The sequence below is a fragment of the Donghicola mangrovi genome, assembly GCF_013377535.1.
In the GTDB taxonomy this organism is placed as follows: domain Bacteria; phylum Pseudomonadota; class Alphaproteobacteria; order Rhodobacterales; family Rhodobacteraceae; genus Donghicola; species Donghicola mangrovi.
This window is the reverse complement of sequence record NZ_JABCJE010000002.1, coordinates 287693-307358: the sequence shown is the minus strand read 5'-3', so window position 1 is coordinate 307358 and position 19666 is coordinate 287693. Positions and strand designations below refer to the sequence as shown.

At 62.5% G+C, this 19666-nt stretch carries 19 protein-coding genes; 8 read left to right on the top strand and 11 right to left on the bottom strand.

Annotated elements, in window-relative coordinates:
- Positions 1–19: 19 nt before the first annotated feature.
- The 7 genes from HJ536_RS06005 to dusB all read right to left on the bottom strand — a co-directional run bounded on the left by HJ536_RS06005 (position 20) and on the right by dusB (position 10200).
- Positions 20–1537, bottom strand: coding sequence for a TrkH family potassium uptake protein (locus tag HJ536_RS06005; RefSeq protein ID WP_176854256.1), 1518 nt, complete (start codon positions 1535–1537; stop codon positions 20–22).
- Positions 1538–1540: 3 nt separating this feature from the next.
- Positions 1541–2917 (bottom strand): Trk system potassium transporter TrkA, encoded by a 1377-nt coding sequence (trkA, locus tag HJ536_RS06000; protein ID WP_176854255.1) that lies wholly within the window; start codon positions 2915–2917, stop codon positions 1541–1543.
- 70 nt (positions 2918–2987) lie between these two features.
- Positions 2988–4379 carry a nitrogen assimilation response regulator NtrX gene (gene ntrX / locus HJ536_RS05995; protein WP_177157031.1) on the bottom strand — a complete coding sequence of 464 codons (1392 nt, stop codon included), beginning with the start codon at positions 4377–4379 and terminating at the stop codon, positions 2988–2990.
- Position 4380: 1 nt separating this feature from the next.
- The gene (locus HJ536_RS05990; protein WP_338082410.1) at positions 4381–6642 is read right to left on the bottom strand and encodes a sensor histidine kinase NtrY-like; all 2262 of its coding nucleotides are present in this window, start codon (positions 6640–6642) and stop codon (positions 4381–4383) included.
- Positions 6643–6742: 100 nt separating this feature from the next.
- Positions 6743–8107: a response regulator gene (locus HJ536_RS05985; protein ID WP_176854253.1), complete on the bottom strand. Its 1365-nt coding sequence runs from the start codon at positions 8105–8107 to the stop codon at positions 6743–6745.
- 12 nt (positions 8108–8119) lie between these two features.
- Positions 8120–9220: a two-component system sensor histidine kinase NtrB gene (locus tag HJ536_RS05980; RefSeq protein ID WP_177157030.1), complete on the bottom strand. Its 1101-nt coding sequence runs from the start codon at positions 9218–9220 to the stop codon at positions 8120–8122.
- Positions 9217–10200, bottom strand: a complete 984-nt coding sequence (gene dusB / locus HJ536_RS05975) for a tRNA dihydrouridine synthase DusB (RefSeq protein ID WP_420811083.1) — start codon at positions 10198–10200, stop codon at positions 9217–9219. The genes HJ536_RS05980 and dusB overlap by 4 nt, the downstream gene beginning before the upstream one ends.
- A 181-nt stretch (positions 10201–10381) precedes the next feature.
- Here dusB and HJ536_RS05970 point away from each other — a divergent pair, with 181 nt between their 5' ends.
- The 3 genes from HJ536_RS05970 to HJ536_RS05960 are packed head-to-tail and all read left to right on the top strand — an operon-like array spanning position 10382 to position 12461.
- Positions 10382–11509 carry a bifunctional 2-C-methyl-D-erythritol 4-phosphate cytidylyltransferase/2-C-methyl-D-erythritol 2,4-cyclodiphosphate synthase gene (locus tag HJ536_RS05970; RefSeq protein WP_177157028.1) on the top strand — a complete coding sequence of 376 codons (1128 nt, stop codon included), beginning with the start codon at positions 10382–10384 and terminating at the stop codon, positions 11507–11509.
- Positions 11506–11997: a phosphatidylglycerophosphatase A family protein gene (locus tag HJ536_RS05965; RefSeq protein ID WP_177157027.1), complete on the top strand. Its 492-nt coding sequence runs from the start codon at positions 11506–11508 to the stop codon at positions 11995–11997. The genes HJ536_RS05970 and HJ536_RS05965 overlap by 4 nt, the downstream gene beginning before the upstream one ends.
- Positions 11994–12461 (top strand): CinA family protein, encoded by a 468-nt coding sequence (locus HJ536_RS05960; RefSeq protein WP_177157026.1) that lies wholly within the window; start codon positions 11994–11996, stop codon positions 12459–12461. The genes HJ536_RS05965 and HJ536_RS05960 overlap by 4 nt, the downstream gene beginning before the upstream one ends.
- On the opposite strand, the gene HJ536_RS05955 is transcribed toward HJ536_RS05960, so the two are convergent.
- Entirely contained in the window at positions 12428–12895 is a 468-nt protein-coding gene (locus tag HJ536_RS05955; protein WP_177157025.1) for a type II toxin-antitoxin system RatA family toxin, read from the bottom strand. The two genes, HJ536_RS05960 and HJ536_RS05955, sit on opposite strands and share 34 nt — an antisense overlap.
- Before the next feature lie 101 nt (positions 12896–12996).
- Here HJ536_RS05955 and hpt point away from each other — a divergent pair, with 101 nt between their 5' ends.
- From hpt to HJ536_RS05940, 3 genes are all read left to right on the top strand, one after another.
- Complete coding sequence (gene hpt, locus HJ536_RS05950) at positions 12997–13506, top strand: hypoxanthine phosphoribosyltransferase (protein ID WP_176854389.1); 510 nt, start codon at positions 12997–12999, stop codon at positions 13504–13506.
- Positions 13503–13688 (top strand): hypothetical protein, encoded by a 186-nt coding sequence (locus tag HJ536_RS05945; protein ID WP_176854247.1) that lies wholly within the window; start codon positions 13503–13505, stop codon positions 13686–13688. Before hpt ends, HJ536_RS05945 begins: the two co-directional genes overlap by 4 nt.
- Before the next feature lie 210 nt (positions 13689–13898).
- Positions 13899–14774, top strand: coding sequence for a c-type cytochrome (locus HJ536_RS05940; protein ID WP_177157024.1), 876 nt, complete (start codon positions 13899–13901; stop codon positions 14772–14774).
- Between the two features lie 55 nt (positions 14775–14829).
- Here HJ536_RS05940 and lipA read toward each other — a convergent pair whose 3' ends face one another.
- On the bottom strand, positions 14830–15780 hold the full coding sequence (gene lipA / locus HJ536_RS05935; RefSeq protein WP_176854245.1) for a lipoyl synthase: 951 nt from the start codon (positions 15778–15780) through the stop codon (positions 14830–14832).
- 325 nt (positions 15781–16105) lie between these two features.
- Here lipA and HJ536_RS05930 point away from each other — a divergent pair, with 325 nt between their 5' ends.
- Positions 16106–16657 carry a peroxiredoxin gene (locus tag HJ536_RS05930; RefSeq protein WP_177157023.1) on the top strand — a complete coding sequence of 184 codons (552 nt, stop codon included), beginning with the start codon at positions 16106–16108 and terminating at the stop codon, positions 16655–16657.
- 87 nt (positions 16658–16744) lie between these two features.
- On the opposite strand, the gene HJ536_RS05925 is transcribed toward HJ536_RS05930, so the two are convergent.
- Positions 16745–17668 carry a LysR substrate-binding domain-containing protein gene (locus HJ536_RS05925; protein WP_177157022.1) on the bottom strand — a complete coding sequence of 308 codons (924 nt, stop codon included), beginning with the start codon at positions 17666–17668 and terminating at the stop codon, positions 16745–16747.
- Positions 17669–17809: 141 nt separating this feature from the next.
- On the opposite strand from HJ536_RS05925, the gene HJ536_RS05920 reads away from it, so the two are divergent.
- Complete coding sequence (locus HJ536_RS05920; protein ID WP_228028436.1) at positions 17810–18535, top strand: VIT1/CCC1 transporter family protein; 726 nt, start codon at positions 17810–17812, stop codon at positions 18533–18535.
- Here HJ536_RS05920 and HJ536_RS05915 read toward each other — a convergent pair whose 3' ends face one another.
- Entirely contained in the window at positions 18536–19660 is a 1125-nt protein-coding gene (locus HJ536_RS05915) for a DUF6456 domain-containing protein (protein ID WP_177157021.1), read from the bottom strand.
- Positions 19661–19666 lie beyond the last annotated feature (6 nt).

The window sequence follows — 19666 nt, the reverse complement described above, 5'->3', positions numbered from 1 at the left end:
TAAATTTGGCAAAGATGAGTCAGTTTCGCCAGAAATTTGGGTTGAAGATTGCGATAAGTGCAAGCGCTTCTAACCGGCCAAGGACCATTGCAAAGCACACGATCATTTTCGCGTGATCACTCAGGGAACCGTAGCTGAATGTGGTTTCTGCGGCCGCATGGGCCAAGGGGCCGGTGGTGGACAGGGCCGCGACGGCAACCACCATCGCCTCTTCGAAATTGACACCGAAGGCTGTCAGCAGCGCCATGGTGCCCGCAATCGACAGAGCGAAAATCATGAAGAACAGCCAAGCCAGATAGGCGCCCTGCTGGTGGATACGCCGCCCCGGACCGCCGATCGCGCGGACCGAACTGGGGTGGACCAGTTTCTCCATCTCGCGCAGGCCGTGCATATAGAGGGCATAGACCCGCAGTAGCTTGACCCCGCCCGTGGTGGTCGCCACGCCGCCGCCGATGATCGCCAGCCCCAGCAGCACAACCCCCGGCGCAGGCAGACCGGACCAGCCGCGCGCGGCCTCCCAGTGGACGGACTCATAGCCGGTGGTGGTCAGGAACGACATCACGGTGAACACAGACCCCCAGAGCGCATTGGCCCCGGCGGCAAAGTTCGCCTGCTCGTTCACCTCGATCGCGCCAATCCAGTGGCGCACGAACAGCAGCGCGGGCACGATGGCGACGATCAGAATGCCGACCTTGAATTCAGGGTCCAGAAGCAGGCGCTGGGGGCGCAGCAACATCTCGCTCGAGAAGGTCATGCGCGACAGGGCCAGCATCAGGAACACAAAGATCAGAACCTCGCCCGCGACGCCGCTGGTGCTGTTACCCGCGCCGCCCACCGGCGAAATCCCCGAGGTCGAGAGCGTCCCCATCGCATGGCACAGCGCCACCAAGGGCTCGTCCCCGACCATCAGCAGGAAAATCCACAGGGCCAACGTCAGCACCCCATAGACCGGCGCAAGGGTGGACACCGCCTGCCAGACGCGGCCCGCTTGGGTCTTGCGGCCCATCCCGCGATGAATGACGCTCTGGTCACTATGAACGGTGCCTGCGCCGGTAATCTCGAACCCGCCTAGGTTCATGGGCGCCAAGGTTGACGCCGCCACCACCCAGATCAAAAGGCCCCCGAGCCAGCCCACCGTCGCCCGCCACAGGTGCAGACTGGGGGCCAAGGAATGCGCCTGATCGTACAAAGACGCCCCCGTTGTGGTAAAGCTGGAGACCATCTCGAAATAGGCGTTCAGGAAGCTGGTCGTGCGGCTGGCCTCTTGGAACGGGATCGCCAGAATGACCGGCAGAAACACGAAAGCCGCCACCAAGGTCAGCAGCTGATCGCGCTGGGTGTGCTGTTCCTGACGGCCCGACATCGCGATCCCGATGAACACCGTGACCACGAACACCAGAAGGCTGGCGTAAAAGAACGTGCGCGCAATGTGGAATTCCTCGACCGCCAAGGCGTGGGCGGCCGGAACCAGCATCGCCAGCGCTGCAATCAGAAAGAGGTGCAGCAGCAGCGGCAGATTTGAGAGCGCGCGGACCATGACCTAGAAATAGTCGATCGAGACCTGAAGCAGGCGCTCGACTTCGGGGACGTCTTTGGTCAGGGCGAACAGGGCGACGATATCCCCCTCTTCGATGATGGTGTCGCCGCGCGGACGGATGTAGCGGCCCCCGCGCATGATGCCCCCCAGCAGAACGCCTTCGGGGAATTCGATGCTGCCGACCGGATTTCCGGCCATCGGGCAGGTGGACAGAACCTGCGCCTCGATCACCTCGGCCTCGGCGTCGCCGATGGAATAGACGTTGCGCACGCGGCCATGGCGGATGTGCCGCAGGATCGAGCTCACAGTCGTGGCACGCGGGTTGATGAAGGCGTCGATGCCCAAGGGCTCGATCATCGGCAAAAGGGTCGGATCGTTGATCAGCGCAATCGACATGGGGCAGCCCAGCGATTTCGCGCGGGTCGCGGCCAGCATGTTGGTCTTATCGTCGTCGGTCACACACAGCACCGCGTCGGCGCGCTGAATGTTGGCCTCTTGCAGGATGCCAGCGTCCAGACCATCGCCGTGCAGAACGATGGTCCGCTCCAGCGCATCGGCGGCCTTTTCGGCGACTTTGCGGTTTTTCTCGATGACTTTCAGGCGGATACGGGTCTTGGAGTTTTCCAATTCTTTGGCCACGGCCAGACCGACGTTCCCGCCGCCCACCAGAACCACACGCTCTTGTTTTCGGGGGGTTTTCCCGAAAATCTCCATGCAGCGATTCACGTCCTCATCATAGGAGAACAGGTAGATCTGATCGCCCGCAAAGATCTGGTCGCCAGCCTCGGGTGCCCACAGGGTGCCATCGCGGCGGATGCCCACCACCGTCGCCCGCAGGGTCGAGAACAGGTCGGTCAGCTGCCGCAGGGGCGTGTTCAGAACGGGGCAATCCTCGTCCGCGATGATCCCCAACAGGCGCGCGCGCCCGTCAAAGAACACCTCGGTGTCAAAGGTATCGGGCGCGGACAGACGTTGCAGTGCGGCCGCTGCCACCTCGCGTTCGGGGCTGATCACCACGTCGATCGGCAGATGCTCGCGGCGGTAAAGGTCGGAATAGATGGCAGTCAGATAGCTCTGGGCCCGCAGGCGCGCGATCTTGCGCGGAATGTCGAAAACCGAGTGCGCGACCTGACAGGTGACCATGTTCACCTCGTCCGAGTGGGTGGCCGCGATGATCATATCCGCGTCCCGCGCCCCTGCCCGTTCCAGCACATCGGGATAGCTGGCAAAGCCCGCAACCCCCTGAACATCCAGCGTATCGGTCGCACGCCGCACCAGATCGGGGTTGCTGTCCACGACGGTTACGTCGTTCAACTCGCCGGACAAATGGCGGGCAATCTGCCAACCTACCTGACCTGCACCGCAGATGATCACCTTCATCGCCGGAAGCCTCCTGCTCTTGGGCCTTTTCCTTGGCAGTTTGTCGCAGCCCCGTCAATCGGGGCGTCGATCAATCCTCGTCGAGGTCGTCGCCCTTGCCACCTTTGGCACCAATTCCCAGCGATTTGAGCTTGCGGTGCAGCGCACTGCGTTCCATCCCGACAAACTGCGCCGTGCGGCTGATGTTCCCGCCAAAGCGGTTGATCTGGGTCAGCAGGTATTCCCGCTCAAAGGCTTCGCGCGCCTCGCGCAGCGGCAGCGCGGCCAGTGCACCGGACAGAACCACGCGATCCTCGCCGCCCTCGGACGGGGTTTCGCTGCCCGACACTTCGGCGGCACCAATCGGCCCGTCCCCGTCCCCAAGGATCAGAACCCGCTCGATCAGGTTGCGCAGCTGGCGGACGTTGCCGGGCCAGCTCATGGCTTGCAGGACAGCGGCAGCCTCGTCGCTGAGGGCGCGTTTGGGCAAGCCCTGCTGGCTGTGCAGTTCCTCAACGAAATGGCTGACCAAAAGCGGCAAATCCTCGCGCCGTTCGGCCAAGGGCGGCACGGCCACGGGCACGACGTTCAGGCGGTGGTACAGTTCCTCGCGGAAGCGGCCTGCGGTGATCTCGTCCTTCAGATCACAGCCGGTGGACGAAATGACCCGCAGATCCACGCGCACCTTGTCCGTGCCCCCGACCCGCTGGAAGGTCTGATCGACAAGCACCCGAAGCATTTTGGACTGGGTTCCCAAGGGCATATCCGCCACTTCGTCCAAGTAAAGGATGCCGCCATTGGCTTGCTCCAACATCCCCTTTTCCACACCGCGATCGGCGCTCTCGCGGCCAAAGAGCACCGTTTCCATCTGGTCCGGCTGGATCGACGCACAGCTAACGGTCACAAAGGGCGCCGCCGCACGGCTGGAATTCTGGTGGATGTAGCGTGCCGCGACCTCTTTGCCGCTGCCTGCGGGACCGGTCAGCATCACCCGCCCGTTCGAGCGCGTGACCTTGTCGAGCTGCCCCACGAGGCCACGGAACGCCGCACTGTCCCCCAGCATCACAAGGGGCTTCTGGTCCACCCGCTTCAGGCTCTGGTTTTCACGGCGCAGCAGGCTGGTTTCCATCGCGCGCCGGATCACCACCAAGAGCTGGTCGATGTTGAACGGTTTTTCGATAAAGTCATAGGCACCCTGTTTGATCGCAGCGACCGCGATCTCGATGTTGCCATGCCCCGAGATGATCACCACCGGAATGCCGGGATTATCGCGCTTGACCACCTTGAGGATGTCGATCCCGTCCATGTGGCTGTCCTTGAGCCAGATATCGAGGATCATCATCGCCGGCGGCGCGGCGTTCAATTGCTCCATGCACTCTTCGGAGGACCCGGCCAGCCGCACGGAATACCCTTCGTCCTCGAGGATGTCGCCGATCAGTTCGCGGATGTCACGCTCGTCATCAACAATAAGAATATCGCTCATCTTACTCTGAAGCCTCGTTTTTATACTGGGTGCCCTCGTCCAGAGGCAGCAAAATCTCGGCGCAGGCGCCGCGATGTGCTCCGGGGGCGAAAGGTTCGGCGTCTTCCAGGCTCAGAAGGCCGCCGTGTTCCTCGATAATCTTTTTCACGATGGGCAGGCCAAGGCCGGTGCCCTTTTCGCGGGTGGTCACATAGGGTTCGAACAGGCGCGCGCGGTCCTCGGGCAGACCGATGCCGTTGTCGGAAATGGCAATGCGCGCCCGGTTCCCGACTACCGACATGGCGATCCGGATCTCGGGAACAAAGCCCTCTTCGACACCCTTTTCTTTCAGACTTTCAATGGCTTCTCCAGCGTTTTTAATCAGATTAATCATCGCTTGGGAAATCATCGTCTCGTCCAGCATGGACATGACCGCGTGGTCGGGAATGCTGGAGTTAAAGGTCACGCCCACCTGCCCGACATCCTGCAACACCACGGCGTCGCGCAGCACTTTGCTCAGGTCCACGGGGCGGCGCTGGGGCTGGGGCATCCGCGCGAATTTCGAGAATTCGTCGACGATGCGGCGCAGGTCTTCGGTCTGGCGGACGATCACGTCTGTCAGTTGCTCCAGCTTGTCCGCGTCGTCCCCTGCGGACACGGCGAACTTGCGGCGGATGCGTTCGGCGGACAGGCGGATCGGGGTCAGCGGGTTCTTGATCTCGTGGGCGATACGGCGGGCCACGTCGCCCCAAGCCGCCATCCGCTGGGCCGAAACCAGATCGCTGACATCGTCGAACGCCAGCACATACCCTTCGGGCAGACCTTCGCGGTTCAGACGGGCGGCCATGCGCACCAGCAGGGTTTCCATGCGGCCATCACGGGTCAGCTTGATCTGCTCTTGCACCGAGTTTTCGGGCACTTCGCACAGCTTGTCGTAGACGGGCATGAACTCTGGCACGATCACAGCCAGCGCCTGCCCCTCGCCGCTGTCTTCGAGCCCCAGCATGGTTTCTGCGGACCGGTTGGCCAAGGTGATCTTGCCCTCGGTATCCAGCGCCACAACGCCGGAGGTCACCGAACTGAGCACCGAGTCAAATAGCCGGCGGCGGCGTTCGATCTGGTCAGTATTGTCCAGCAGCGTATCGCGCTGGACCTTCAACTGGCGGGTCATCTGGTTGAAATAGCGGCCCAGCATGGCGATCTCGTCATCGCCTTTTTCCTCGCGGACCTGAATGCTCAGATCGCCAGAGCCCACACGCTGCGCCGCACCGGCCAAGCGCCCGATGGGCCGCGCCAGACGCTCGGCAAAGTACAGACCCAGCCAGATCGCCGCCAAGATCAGGATCAGCGCAAAGCCCAGATACAGCAGCCCGAATTCAAACAGTAGCTTGCCGCGATCGTTTTCCAGCTGTTGGTACAGCTTCACCGTCTGCTGGGTATCGTCCAGCAGGCGCAGGATATCCCCGTCCACGCGGCGACTGACATAGAGGTAGCGATCTACAAACCCGGGCAGATCGACCAAAGCGCGGAATTCGTCGCGGTCCCAATCCTCAATGATCTCAATCCCGTTCAGGTGGGCGGATTCCAGTTGTTCTTGGGTCGGGAGCTCGAAATTAAAGAGGTACGATCCATCCCCGCGAGCCTTGATATCCCCCGCCGAGTTCACGACGAACGCCTCGGACAGACCGCGCTGAATTTTCGCCTGACCCGAGGCCAAGAGCTGACGCACATCCCCATCGGTCAGATAACCGGCCGCGCGGCGGTTCGCCTCAAGATAACTCGCCAAAGCGCGAGCATCGTCGGACAGATCCTGACGGTGCTCTTGCTCATAGGCTTGGGCGGCGGCCAAAGACGTTCCCAGAACCCGCTGCACGCGGTCGGAAAACCAGCCCTCAAGCCCGAAATTCACGGTTAATGTGGCAAAGACCGCCACACAGACGGTCGGCACGAGCGCCAGCATCACGAACACACCGGTCAGGCGCAGGTGCAAACGCGATCCGGCAGAGCGCGCACGGCGCGCGGCGATCATCTGGGCCACACGTCCCAGAACCAGCGCCGCCACCAGCAAAACATAGATAAAGTCCGCCAGCAGGATCACCCGCAGGTGGCTGGACGACATCCCCTGATCCAGCGGACCCAGCACCAGATAGGTTAACAGCGCCAGCACAGGCCCCAAAATCACCAACCCGAGGGTGGCGACGTTCTGGACCTTGCGCTGGAAACGCAACTGCGTGATGCGTTCCCAAGCCTGTGCACGGCTAAGCCGCTGTGCCCCTGTTACCACGGACCTACCTCAAGTGATGGGGGCCAAGGTGCGGCCCCTACGCTACATGGGCGGCATGACATCAAAGGTGATCCCAAAATGCCAGCCCACTGTTGCGTAATTACATCAACTTGCGACGCCGTGTCACCTGAATATCGAGGTCGGTGATCTTTTTCCGCAGCGTATTCCGGTTGATCCCCAGAAGGTCCGCGCATTTCGCTTGGTTCCCGCCGGTCGCGTCCAAGGCGATCTCGATCAGCGGCAGTTCGATCTCTGCCAGGATTCGCTGATAAAGGCCGGGGGGCGGCAGCACGCCGCCATGCAGGTCAAAGTACCGGCGCAGGTGACGGGCGACCGAAGCCGACAGTTTCTCTTGGGGGGCGCCGCTAACCATGGGCTCCATGCTGGGCTGGTTGCCCAGAACGCCCTCGACCTCGGCCTGCGTGATCTTGGACTCGCGCGAGGTGACCACCAGACGCTTCATCGCGTTTTCCAGTTGGCGCACGTTGCCCGGCCAGCTGTAGGCGCGGACCATTTTCTCGGCCTCGTCAGACAGTTGCCGCGAGGGCGCGCCGTCCTGTTCGGCCTTGGCCAGAAAATGCGCGGCCAGCAGCGGAATGTCGTCCACACGCTCGCGCAGGGCGGGCACTTGAATGGTCACGCCGCCAAGGCGATAGAACAGGTCCTGACGGAATTCGCCGCTTTCCATGCGGTTGGTCAGGTCGGTCTGGCTGGTCGCCATGATGCGCGGCGCGTTGTCGGTCAGACTGTCGAGCATCCGCACCACACGGGCCTGCGCCTCGGGGCTCAGGTCGCCCACTTCGTCGAACAAGAGCGAACCGCCACGGGCCTTGGCCAGCGCCTGCGCGGGGCCTTCGAGCGTTTCCAGATCGTTCGAGGTCACGGTCACAAAGGGCAAAGTGCGGCGATCACTGAAATCGTGAATTGCGCGTGCAATCAGCGACTTACCAGAGCCACTTTCACCAGAAATCAGCACCGGAAGTTCGGTGTTCATCACCCGGGCGACCAAGCGGTACAGCGCCTGCATCGCGGGGGTGCGGCCCACCAAGGGCAGCTCGTCGGGGCGCTCGGGCTCCTCGACGGCGCGGGGGGCGCTGCGGGCGCTAGTTTCCAGCGCGCGGGCGGTCCGCTTCATCAGGTCTGGCAGATCGAACGGTTTGGGCAGGTAATCGTAGGCCTTGGCCTCGGCCGCCTGAATGGCCGTCATGATGGTGTTCTGCGCAGAAATCACGATCACCGGCAGGTTCGGGCGCTCTTGGCTGATTTTCGGCAGCATTTCGAGGCCGTTGCCGTCGGGCATCATCACATCGCTGATTACCACATCGCCCTTACCCTCGGCGACCCAGCGCATCAGCGTGGTCAGAGAGCTGGTCGCGTGAACCTTGCAGCCCGCGCGGGTCAGAGCCTGGGTCAACACCGTGCGGATGGTGCGGTCGTCGTCAGCTACCAGTACAGTTCCGTCCATAACCCATTCTCCTTACTTGGAATTCTGCTCTTGGGCGGCCTTCATCTCCATGCGCACGGCACGAGGGACTTGGGGCAGTGAAATGCGGAAGACGGTTTTCCCGGGGACCGAGTCCACCGAGATCCAGCCGTCGTGTTCGGAAATAATCTTGCTGACCAGGGCAAGGCCCAGACCAGTGCCGTTTTCCCGACCCGACACAAACGGGTCAAAGACGTCATCGGCGATTGCGGGCGGCAGGCCGGGGCCGTCGTCCTGAATTTCGATTTGCAGGGGCAGCGCCTTGCCGCCCCCGTCCTTGCGACGCAAACGCAGGGAATATTCATAGAAGGTGCGCATCTTGATCGTGCCACCCTTGGGCCCTGCCGCCTCGGAGGCGTTTTTCAACAGGTTCAGAATGACCTGCAGCAGTTGGTCCGAGTCCACCCACGCTTCAGGGAGCGAGGGGTCGAAATCCTCGACAAAGTTCATGCTGGCGCCAAAGCCCAGCATCGCCGAGCGGCGCGCGCGGTCCAGAATGTCGTGCAGGTTCACCGCGGCCAGCGTGGGCGGGCGCTGGTTGCCGAACTGCTCGACCTGATCCAAGAGGCCGGCGATCCGGCGGGTTTCGCCCACGATCAGATCGGTCAGTTCCTGATCCTCTTTGGGCAGTCCCATGGACAAGAGCTGCGCCGCACCGGCGATCCCCGCAAGCGGGTTCTTGATTTCGTGGGCCAGCATCTGCGCCATGCCGATGGCGGACTTGGCGGCGGATTTGACGGTCTGCCCTTGGGTGATCCGGCCTGCGAATTCACGGGTGGACAGCAGGAACAGAAACTTGCCCGGCGATCCGATCAGCGGCGCGATTTGCAGGGTGCACTGCAAGGGCGCACGTTCGCCAGTACCCACGTCCACGTCGTTCACGATCAAAACCGAGTTGTCGTTGCGGGCGCGGGTAAAGGCCTCTTCGATGGGGGCATCCACGGCCAGCACGTCGAACACCGGATGCCCGATCATCGAGCGGGTCGAGTGATTCAGGAACCCTTCGGCGGCGGGGTTCATATCCGCGATCTTGTCGTTTTCGTCGATCAAGAGGCCCGGAATGGGCAGCGAGTTCCAGAGGGTGTCGAGCGTCATGCAGCGTCCCCCATGGGGTCCAGCAGAGCCGCTTCCAGATGCTCGAAAACAGCGGACGGCTCTTTTGCCGTCAGGATCTGACGCCGTGCGGCGGCGTTCGTATTCGCGTTGTCCATATACCAGCCTAGATGTTTGCGCGCGACCTTCAGGCCAAGGTCGGCACCATAGAAAGAAAGCATTTCGTCATAATGAGAGGAGACCATATCGACGAGGGCAGCCCCCGTCGGGATCACAGGCGCGGGCGTGCCGAACAGGGCGTGCGCCACCTCGGCCAGAACCCAAGGACGCCCCTGCGCGCCCCGCCCGATCATCACCCCATCCGCGCCGGACAATTCCAGCGCACGGCGGGCGGTGTCCGCGTCAACAATGTCACCATTCGCAACCACAGGGATCGAGACCGCCTGCTTGACCTGCGCAATCGCGGCCCAGTCGGCGGCCCCTTTGTAAAACTGGCAGCGGGTGCGCCCGTGGATGGTCATCATCCGCACGCCCGCCCCTTCGGCCCGTTGCGCCAGCTCGGGCGCGTTCAGGCAATCGTCGTTCCAGCCAAGGCGGCACTTCAGGGTCACCGGCACGTCCACCGCGCCCACCACAGCCTCGATCAGCGTCAGCGCATGATCCAGATCGCGCATCAGCGCAGACCCGGAATAGCCGTTCGTCACCTTTTTCGCGGGGCAGCCCATGTTGATGTCGATCACGCGGGCACCGTCACCGGCCACACGTTTCGCGGCCTCGGCCATCCAATAGGCGTCCTTGCCCGCAATCTGCACCGAGGTGCGATCCACCCCAAGGCCAAGCTCTGCCTTGGCGCGCACGCCAGGCTTGGCCTGGATCATTTCCTGGCTGGCGACCATCTCGCTCACCACCAGACCTGCGCCGAAACGGGACACCAGATTGCGAAAGGGCAAATCGGTGATCCCGGCCAAGGGCGCCAGCAGGACCGGAGGGTCGATGGATATGTCTGCCACGTGAATGGACAAATGATTAATCCTTGTGCATTTCATTATTGTGTTATCCAGCGCGGCCAGTTGGTTCAACTTTTCGCGGTGAATTTTCAGCCCGCCTCGGGGTGATTGCACAGTTTTTAAGCACAAGAGCAGGGTTGATTGCCAGCGCTGTTTGTTCGGCCTATTCAGGGCGGGAACGATGGACCGAGGATACATGACCACAGCAGCCGTCATAGTGGCCGCCGGACGCGGCACCCGCGCAGGGGGCGATATCCCCAAACAATGGCGCTCCCTTGGGGCGCGATTGGTGGGCGAATACAGCGTCGCGACCCTGACCCAGCACCCTGATGTGGCCCATGTGGTGGTCGTAGTGCACCCCGATGATCTGGCGTTCGCTCAGGGGCTCGGGTGGACCTGCGTCACTGGCGGCGCCAGCCGTCGAGATTCGGTGGTGAACGGGCTCGAGGCTTTGGCGGGCAAGGGCGTGACCAAGGTCCTGATCCACGACATCGCGCGTCCCGGCCTGACCGATCGGGTGATCGACGACGTGATCGCGGCGCTGGACACCCACCAAGGGGCCGCGCCCGCCCTGCCCGTCGTTGATGCGCTCTGGATCGGGGCGGACGGGATTGTGAACGGGACGCAGCCGCGGGACGGGCTATATCGCGCTCAGACGCCCCAAGGATTTCACTATGATGCGATCCTCAGCGCCCATCAAACCCACGGACAGGACGCCGCCGATGACGTGGAGGTCGCCCGCGCCGCAGGCATGACCGTCGCAATCACCGCAGGGTCCGAGGATAATTTCAAGATTACGCACCCGCAGGACTTTGCCCGCGCGGCGCGACTGTTGGAGACAGGTATGGATATCAGACTAGGCAATGGCTACGACGTGCACGCGTTTGAAGAGGGCGATCACGTCATCCTCTGCGGCGTGAAGGTGCCGCACACCAAGGCGCTCAAGGGTCATTCGGACGCGGACGTTGGCATGCACGCCATCACCGACGCGATCTACGGCGCGCTGGCCGAGGGCGACATCGGCCGCCACTTCCCCCCGTCAGACATGCAGTGGAAGGGCGCCGCATCCGAGATTTTCCTGAAGCACGCGGTGGATCTGGCGACCTCCAAAGGGTTCACCATCAGCAACGTCGATTGCACCCTGATCTGCGAGCGCCCCAAGGTTGGCCCCCACGCGGACGCGATGATGGAGGCCTTGTCGGCCATCATGGGCATCGCCAAGGACCGTATCTCGGTCAAGGCAACCACCAGCGAACGTCTGGGATTCACGGGCCGCGAAGAGGGCATCGCCTCGATCGCTACCGCAACCTTGGTGAAGCTATGAGCAAGTTTATCGCAACCTTCTTTGGCGTCGGAAACTTGCCCAAGGCACCGGGCACTTGGGGGTCACTGGCCGCCCTGCCCGTTGGCTATGCGCTGCATGAAACCGTGGGCTTCTACGGGTTCGCCATTGCCACTGTAGCGGTGTTCATCATCGGCTGGTGGGCGACGGCTGCGGCAACCAAAGGCAGCGACAACCACGACCCCAGCGAGATCGTCATTGACGAAGTGGCGGGCCAGTGGATCGCCCTGCTGCCAGTGTCATTGGGCGCGACCCATGCGGGCGCGGACATGCTGGCCCTGTGGCCGGGCTGGGTTGTGGCCTTTGTCGGCTTCCGCTTGTTTGACATCTGGAAGCCGGGGCCCGTTGGTTGGGCAGATCGCCGCGGCGACGCGCTTGGCGTGATGCTGGACGATGTTTTCGCAGGCCTGATCGCGGCGATCTGTGTTATGATCGGCGCAGGGATCAGCCATGGATTGCTTGGCGTATGAGCTTGGCCGTTGAAATTCTGAATCGCTACAAGGCGGAGGGGCGCATGATCGCCACCGCCGAAAGCTGCACGGGCGGCATGGTCAGCGCCGCCCTGACCGACATCCCCGGCTCTAGCGCGGTGCTGGAACGGGGCTTTGTCACCTACACCAATCTGGCGAAACAGCAGATGCTGGGGGTCAAGGCGGAAACGCTAGAGGCTGTTGGCGCTGTGTCCGAAGAGGTCGCGCGGGAAATGGCCTTGGGCGCTTTGGCGCACTCGGCGGCCCAAGTAGCGGTCAGCATCACCGGCATCGCAGGCCCCGGCGGGTCAGAGTTCAAACCCGAAGGGCGCGTGTGTTTCGGGATCGCCACCGACGCGGGCTACATCCACACCGAAACCATGGAGTTCGGAGCGTTGGGGCGCGACATGGTGCGCGCCGCCGCGCGGGATCACGCCTTGGCGCTGCTCTTGTCCGCCCCGTAAAGCGCGTTCGCGCGGTCTAGAAACGCGCGGACAATCCGCTGCATCGCCTCGTTGAACACAAGGCCGATGATCTTTTGCAGCACGGCGTTCTTGAATTCGAAATCCACAAAGAACGCCACTTCGCAGCCGCCATCCACATCTTTGAACGACCAGTTGGACTTCATGTATTTGAAGGGGCCGTCCAAATATTCGGTGTCGATCTTTTGCTGCTCGGGCCACAGGGTCACGCGGCTGCCGAACCGTTCGCGGAACACCTTGAAGCTGATCACCAGATCGGCCTCCATCACAATGGCCTCGCCTTGGGGGGTGGTGCTGCGCACACGGGCAGCGGCACACCAAGGCAGGAACTTGGGATAGGCGTTCACATCCGCCACCAGATCGTACATCTGCTGCGCGGTAAACGGCATGAAGCGGTTTTCTGAATGGGTCGGCATGGCACCAAGGATTATTCGTGACAGTGGTCCAGCATTTCGTAGTATACGCCCAAAACTTCAAGGGGGGATATCCCGTGTCGCGTCCTTATGTCATCGACGAAATGATCTCGGCCAAGGCGATTGCCGCGCGGATCGAGGCGCTGGCCAAGGAAATCACCGATGAATTTTCCGACACCCAACAGCTGGTCGTGGTGGGCCTGCTCCGGGGCAGTTTCGTGTTCATCGCTGATCTGGCCCGCGAACTGGACCTGCCCGTCGAGGTCGATTTTATGGAGGTCAGCTCCTATGGCGATGCGATGGAATCTTCCCGGGAGGTGCGCATCCTCAAGGACCTGCGCGGCCAGATCGAGGGGCGCGATGTGCTGGTCGTCGAGGATATCGTAGACACCGGCCACACCCTGTCGAATGTGATCAAGCTGCTGAAATCCCGCCACCCTAAGCGGTTGAAAACAATCGCGCTTCTGGACAAACCCTCGCGCCGCGAGGTGGACTTCACCGCCGACTATATCGGGTTCGAAATCCCCGATGAATTCGTAGTCGGCTACGGGATCGACTTTGCCCAGAGAAACCGGAACCTTGGCTATATCGGCAAGGTGCGGTTTACCGAATGAACCTGATCTGGCTGGTCCGCATGTCGCGGTGGGTGCGCAACCCGCCGTCTCCGCAGCGCGTGAAACTGGTGCTCGGGGTCATCGCCCTGTGCCTGATCCTGGTCGCGATCGAGCATTTCTGGGGCTGGCCCGAGTGGTTGACCGTCAACGACACCCGCCGCGGCGGAATGCCGAGGTTGTGACCGCCCCTGAGGAGAATTGCGTAAATCTCTGGCAGGCTTTGCCGTTTTCCTGTGATATGCTTTGCGGACCAGACAAGGAGAACGACCATGTATCTTTTTCTGACGGCCTTGGTTATTGCAACGTCTCTGGCGGGCGTTTGCGTGGCACGGATGGACCGTGCCCCGGCCAAAGCGGCCCAGCCCAAGCCCAGGCGCAACACCTGAGGTTTCATGCGCGAGGTCCTGAAATTCCTTATCATCTTCGGGATGATAGGCGGAGCTGCAGCTTGGTGGCTATCTCGACCCACCCATTGGGAGTTTAACGAAGACGTCGCGCTGGTCGGTGATCCCGAACATGGCCGAGAGGTCTTTTTGGCAGGCGGCTGTGCATCCTGTCACGCCTCTGGGGACTCGGACGACAAATTAACCTTGTCCGGGGGTATGAAAATCCCCTCGCCCTTTGGCATGTTTGTGGTGCCGAACATTTCGACCGACCCAGAGCATGGCATCGGCGGCTGGACCCCTGATCAGTTCGCGGATGCGGTGCTGCGCGGGGTCTCGCCCGAGGGGACCCACTATTTCCCCGCGTTTCCCTACACGTCCTACATCCATATGGACCCGCAGGACGTGATTGACCTTTTTGCCTATATGCAGACCTTGCCCCCGTCGGCGCAGGACAATCCGCCCCACGACATCCGCTTTCCCTACAATATCCGCCGCGCGGTCGGGCTGTGGAAGCAGCTTTACCTGAAAGAAGGGTACACCGTCACCGCCGCCCCTGGCGCGCAAATTCAGCGCGGCCGCTATCTGGTCGAGGCGTTGGGCCATTGCGGGGAATGCCACACCCCACGGGACGAGTTCGGCGGGCTGATCCGCAGCGAATGGCTGCACGGGGCGCCGAACCCCGCAGGCAAAGGCGAAATCCCCGGTATCACCCGCACCCTGCTGGGGTGGAAGAAAGCCGACATCGCCTACTATCTGGCGACCGGCTTTACGCCCGACTACGACAGCGCGGGCGGCCACATGGCGCTGGTGATCGAGAATACCGCCCAACTGCCCCCAGAGGACCGCGAGGCCATCGCCGCCTATCTGATGGCCCTGCCCTGAGCCCATGAAAAACGGGGCCTCGATGGGCCCCGTTCATAGTGTCTTTGCGATGAAATCAGGCTTCGGCCAGTTTCTTCAGGCGGTTCTCGCGCAGGCGGGCAAAGTCATCCCCCGCGTGATAGCTGGAGCGGGTCAGCGGGGTCGCCGACACCATGAGGAAGTTCTTGGCCCAAGCGGCCTTTTCGTAGCCCGCGAATTCCTCGGGGGTGACGAAGCGGTCAACTTTGTGGTGCTTGGGGGTCGGCTGCAGGTACTGGCCGATGGTCAGGAAGTCGATGTCGGCGGCGCGCATGTCATCCATGACTTGACGGACCTGTTCATTGGTTTCGCCAAGGCCGACCATGATCCCCGATTTGGTGAAAATGCTGGGGTCGATTTCCTTGACCCGCTGGAGCAGACGCAGCGAGTGGAAATAGCGCGCACCGGGGCGCACGGTCGGATAGAGGCCGGGAACAGTCTCGAGGTTGTGGTTGAACACGTCGGGCTTGGCCTTGACCACGGCTTCCAGCACCTCGGGGGCGCATTTCAGGAAGTCGGGGGTCAGAATTTCGATGGTGGTCGAGGGGCTGCGGTGACGCACGGCGCGAATGGTCTGGGCAAAGTGCTCGGCCCCGCCGTCCTCCAGGTCGTCGCGGTCCACCGAGGTGATCACCACGTGCTTCAGACCCAGCTTCTGAACCGCATCGGCCACGCGGCCCGGTTCGAACACATCGAGCGCGTCGGGACGACCGGTCGCGATATTGCAGAAGGAACAACCGCGGGTACAGATCTCTCCCATGATCATCATGGTGGCGTGACCCTGAGACCAGCACTCACCTACGTTGGGGCAACCGGCCTCTTCGCAGACGGTGACCAGCTTGTGCTCGCGCATGATCTTGTGGGTTTCGCGATACCCTTCGCTGGTGGGCGCCTTGACGCGGATCCACTCGGGCTTTTTGGGCTGAGCGTTGTCGGGGCGATGCGCCTTTTCGGGGTGACGCTGGCTCGGGATCTTCAGGTCTCGCACGGGGTGGCTCCAGACGGGGGTATTGTTGCGTTGGCCTACTTTAGGCCTAAGCGAAGCAAAGTTCCAGTTCCGCAATCGCGGTTTGCATGCGACGCATTTCGCCTATGCCGCGTGCGAATAGCTGGACCCAACCGGCGGATTTACCGGCGTTTTCAGCAAAGAAAACAGGCACAACCACCTGCCTCACAAAGATATTTGAAACGCTCAGGAATTATTGCGGCCCAAGCCATTGCACACAGTTTGGAACGATTCTAGTAATTGCCGCAGGCGCATTACTGCGCCGCAGAATTCAGACCCCCTTCACCAAACTCTACGGAGAGACGAAATGAAGCCTGGTATCAGCCTGCCCGAAGTGACCTTCCGCACCCGCGTTCGCGACGAAGCCGTCGGCGGCCCGAACCCCTATCGTTGGCAGGACATGACCACTGCGGATTACTTCGCAGGCAAGCGCGTGATCCTGTTCTCGCTGCCCGGCGCGTTCACCCCCACCTGCTCGACCTACCAGCTGCCCGGTTTCGAAGACAACTTTGCCAAGTTCCAGGAACTGGGCATCGACGAAATCTACTGCATGTCGGTCAATGACAGCTTTGTCATGAACAAGTGGGCGCAGATGCAGGACATCAAAAACGTCAAAGTCATCCCCGATGGCTCGGGCGAATTCACCCGCAAAGTCGGCATGCTGGTCGCCAAGGACAACCTGGGCTTTGGCATGCGTTCGTGGCGCTATGCGGCGATCGTCGATAACGGCGTCGTCGAAGCATGGTTCGAAGAGCCCGGCCGTTGCGACAACCACGGTGAAGACCCCTATGGCGAAAGCTCGCCCGAGAACCTGCTGAAGTATCTGGAAAACGCGGCCAAGCCCGTTGCTGCTGAATAATCAGCGGTTTTCCTAATTGAGATGTTGGCGCCCTGCGCTCCGGTTCCGGAGCGCAGGGCGTTTGAGTATTTAGGCAAAGCAGAAAGTCTAAAAGGCGTTTCTGGTTTCTGCGATCAGGTCTTGGCCCACGCGGGTCAGGATATCGCCAAGCTCGGTGAACCAGCCGTCATCCCCCGCCACATCGCGGCGCACGAGGCCGATGGTCCGCGCCGGTTCCGTGCCGTGGAAACGGGCGAGCGCCATATCGGGGGCGGCGCGGCTTTCGGTCAGGGCGGCGAGTTCGGGCAGGAAGGTAAGGCCAAATCCGGCTGCAACCATGCGCGACAGCGTCGCCAGCGAGGACGCGCCCATGTTGATCTGGTGGTTGGACCTGCCGCAGACCTCGAGCGCCTGATCGGTCAGGCAGTGGCCATCTTCGAGCAAGAGCAATTGGTCGGGATCGAGGGAGACGGGGCGCAGTTCCTCGAGGTTTTTGCCGATGGCGTCGATGCGGGCGCGGGATCCGGCCAAAAGGAAACGATCCTCGAACAGGGGGCGTTCGATCATTCCGGCGGTTTCCGAGGGCAGCGCGATGACGGCGGCGTCCAGTTCCCCCTGCTGGAGGGCTGCCAGAAGGCGGGCGGTTTTGGCCTCTTGGACCTGCACATCAAGGCTCAGGTCGCGGGCGCGCAGTTCGGCCAAGGCGGTGGGCAGCAGATAGGGTGCGATTGTGGGGATCATGCCGATCACCAGCTTGCCAGCCAGCCCTTCGCGCCAGCGGGCGGATTGTTCCAACTGGCGGACTTGGGAGACGATGCTGCGGGCCTGCACCAGCGCCAAACGGCCAAAGGGTGTCAGGGTCACATCGCGGGCGTGGCGTTCCACCAAGGGGCCGCCAAGGTGGCCTTCGAGCTCGCGGATCTGGACAGAGAGCGCGGGCTGGCTGATATGCACCTTCTCGGCGGCCTGGCCGAAGTGGCGCATTTCGGCGAGAGCGATGAAGTATTCCAATTGGCGCAGCGTGATTTTCATAGGCTCAGATTATCGCTTTGGGCGGGGTTCCGCCAGACGGCGCGGCTTTTTTGCATCACGTGGGCGTGGGGAGATGCGGGGCGCTTGTGGGTGGGGACCGGCCCGCTAGGCTGAAGGCGCCATAGAAATAAAGGCCATGCGATGCTGACCGATCCGGACTCTCCCGAAACCAAGGGCATGACCCGCACGCAGGATTTCCTGAAGCAGATCGTGTTCGGCGGAAATGACGGGATCGTCACCACCTTTGCCATCGTGGCGGGGTTTGCGGGCGCGCGGGCGGATGGGGCTGCGGGGATCGGCGCGATTGCGGTGCTGGTGTTCGGGCTGGCGAACCTGTTCGCCGATGCGGTCAGCATGGGGCTGGGAGAGTTCCTGTCCCTACGGTCGCGCCACGCGATGTACCGCGCGCGGCGGGCCAAGGTTCTGGGCCATGTGATCCACGACGGACCTCGCGCGGGCACGGCGCTGAGCCAGTTTCTGGTCCAGCGCGGGGTGCCGATGACGCGGGCGCAGGACATCGGGATCATCCTGTCCGAACACCCCGAAGTGCTGGCCGATCTGTCCATGACCTTTGAGCACGGGATGACCGACCCCGACATGGAAAGCCCATGGCAAAGCGGGCTGGTGACCTTTGTGTCGTTTGTGCTGTTCGGGTCCCTGCCCCTGATGCCCTATTTCATCGCCGAGGCGGATGGCACGACTCTGATGTGGTCCGTGGCGGCCACGGTGGGCGCGTTGGCGGGGCTGGGAACGCTGCGCTGGCGGGTGACCGAGGACACCGCCCTGCGCGCCATAGGCGAGACCGTTCTGGTCGGAGCCGTCTGTGCGGCGGTCGCCTATGGGGTTGGTTGGGCCGTTGGGGCCTGATCAGCCGATCATCGGGCCGCCATACCCTTCGATGCGCTGGTAGTACATTTTCAGGCGCTGTAGCGCGATGCGCAGGACAATCTTGCCCGAACGGGCGGACCAACCCAGCTTTTTCTCGGCGTTTTCCAACCCTTCGAGGTAGCAGCAGCAGCGCAGCACCACATCCCCAAGGCCAGGCCCCAGATCGCGCAGCGCCTCGGTCACGCGGGTGCGGGCGGCGGCGGGGCTGTAGCCAACCATATCGTCGCCCTGATAGACGCCCCGATCCGAGCCGGTCAGGAAACGGTCCCAATTCTGGGCCACGCGGGGGCCCATATTGGCCAGTTCGAAATCTTCGCGCAGGCGTTCACCGGCGCGGACCAGATCATCCTCAAGGAAAGGCTGACCGTCCTTGTCGCGGCGGCGGGCCAGAACGGCCAAGGGGGTTTCCTGACTGGTGAACCGCAGCTTCCGCATATCGCCAGTATCGGGGTCCAGCACATCGCGGTCATAGGCCCCGTGCTGCGCCATAAAGGGGGTCTGCGCCTCGGCAAAGCCGCTGGCGCGGTTCTCGTCCTCGGCCAGCATGCGTTTGAAGGCCGCGCGGCCTGCGGGCGTGATCCGGTACTTTGACACGCGCCCCGGATCGACGCATTCCAGCCAGTCCTTCAGGGCCAGCGCACGGGCGACCGCGCGGTCCGTCACGGCGGTGTTTACCGCCTCTCCGGCAGAACTGCGCACGACGACGGCCTTTTCCATGCCTTCGGCCACAGCCAGAACCGCACCGGATTCGCACAGGAATCGCAGCACGCGCTTGCTCTCGCGGCGCAGGGTTTCGGGGTCGGGCTGAACGGCGGGCTGAAGGGCATTGAAGGACATGGCAGTGTCATCCTGTTGAGTTGTCTCTGTCGCCTTGGACAGGGCCCGGCCCAGCTGCAAAAGCGCCTCGTCAACCAGCGGGTCCTCGCGCCGCGTCTCAACCTTTTGGACCTGCCGCAGCACGGTCGAGGCATGACACCCCGCGTGCCGCGCCAGTTCGCGGATCGAGAGCCCCTGCTCGGTGTGCGCCAGATAGCGCTGCGCGCCTTCGGGCACCCACTGGGGCAATGCGTTGGCCAGAGAGCCGGACGGGGTCGACGGGGGCATGATCTC

Coding starts and splice junctions, on each gene's coding strand:
- HJ536_RS05970 (WP_177157028.1), top strand. CDS start 10,382: ATGACCACAGCAGCCGTCATAGTGGCCGCCGGACGCGGCACCCGCGCA.
- trkA (WP_176854255.1), bottom strand. CDS start 2,917: ATGAAGGTGATCATCTGCGGTGCAGGTCAGGTAGGTTGGCAGATTGCC.
- HJ536_RS05915 (WP_177157021.1), bottom strand. CDS start 19,660: ATGCCCCCGTCGACCCCGTCCGGCTCTCTGGCCAACGCATTGCCCCAG.
- HJ536_RS05965 (WP_177157027.1), top strand. CDS start 11,506: ATGAGCAAGTTTATCGCAACCTTCTTTGGCGTCGGAAACTTGCCCAAG.
- ntrX (WP_177157031.1), bottom strand. CDS start 4,379: ATGAGCGATATTCTTATTGTTGATGACGAGCGTGACATCCGCGAACTG.
- HJ536_RS05925 (WP_177157022.1), bottom strand. CDS start 17,668: ATGAAAATCACGCTGCGCCAATTGGAATACTTCATCGCTCTCGCCGAA.
- HJ536_RS06005 (WP_176854256.1), bottom strand. CDS start 1,537: ATGGTCCGCGCGCTCTCAAATCTGCCGCTGCTGCTGCACCTCTTTCTG.
- HJ536_RS05940 (WP_177157024.1), top strand. CDS start 13,899: ATGCGCGAGGTCCTGAAATTCCTTATCATCTTCGGGATGATAGGCGGA.
- HJ536_RS05920 (WP_228028436.1), top strand. CDS start 17,810: ATGCTGACCGATCCGGACTCTCCCGAAACCAAGGGCATGACCCGCACG.
- HJ536_RS05985 (WP_176854253.1), bottom strand. CDS start 8,107: ATGGACGGAACTGTACTGGTAGCTGACGACGACCGCACCATCCGCACG.
- HJ536_RS05980 (WP_177157030.1), bottom strand. CDS start 9,220: ATGACGCTCGACACCCTCTGGAACTCGCTGCCCATTCCGGGCCTCTTG.
- HJ536_RS05960 (WP_177157026.1), top strand. CDS start 11,994: ATGAGCTTGGCCGTTGAAATTCTGAATCGCTACAAGGCGGAGGGGCGC.
- HJ536_RS05945 (WP_176854247.1), top strand. CDS start 13,503: ATGAACCTGATCTGGCTGGTCCGCATGTCGCGGTGGGTGCGCAACCCG.
- HJ536_RS05930 (WP_177157023.1), top strand. CDS start 16,106: ATGAAGCCTGGTATCAGCCTGCCCGAAGTGACCTTCCGCACCCGCGTT.
- hpt (WP_176854389.1), top strand. CDS start 12,997: ATGATCTCGGCCAAGGCGATTGCCGCGCGGATCGAGGCGCTGGCCAAG.
- HJ536_RS05955 (WP_177157025.1), bottom strand. CDS start 12,895: ATGCCGACCCATTCAGAAAACCGCTTCATGCCGTTTACCGCGCAGCAG.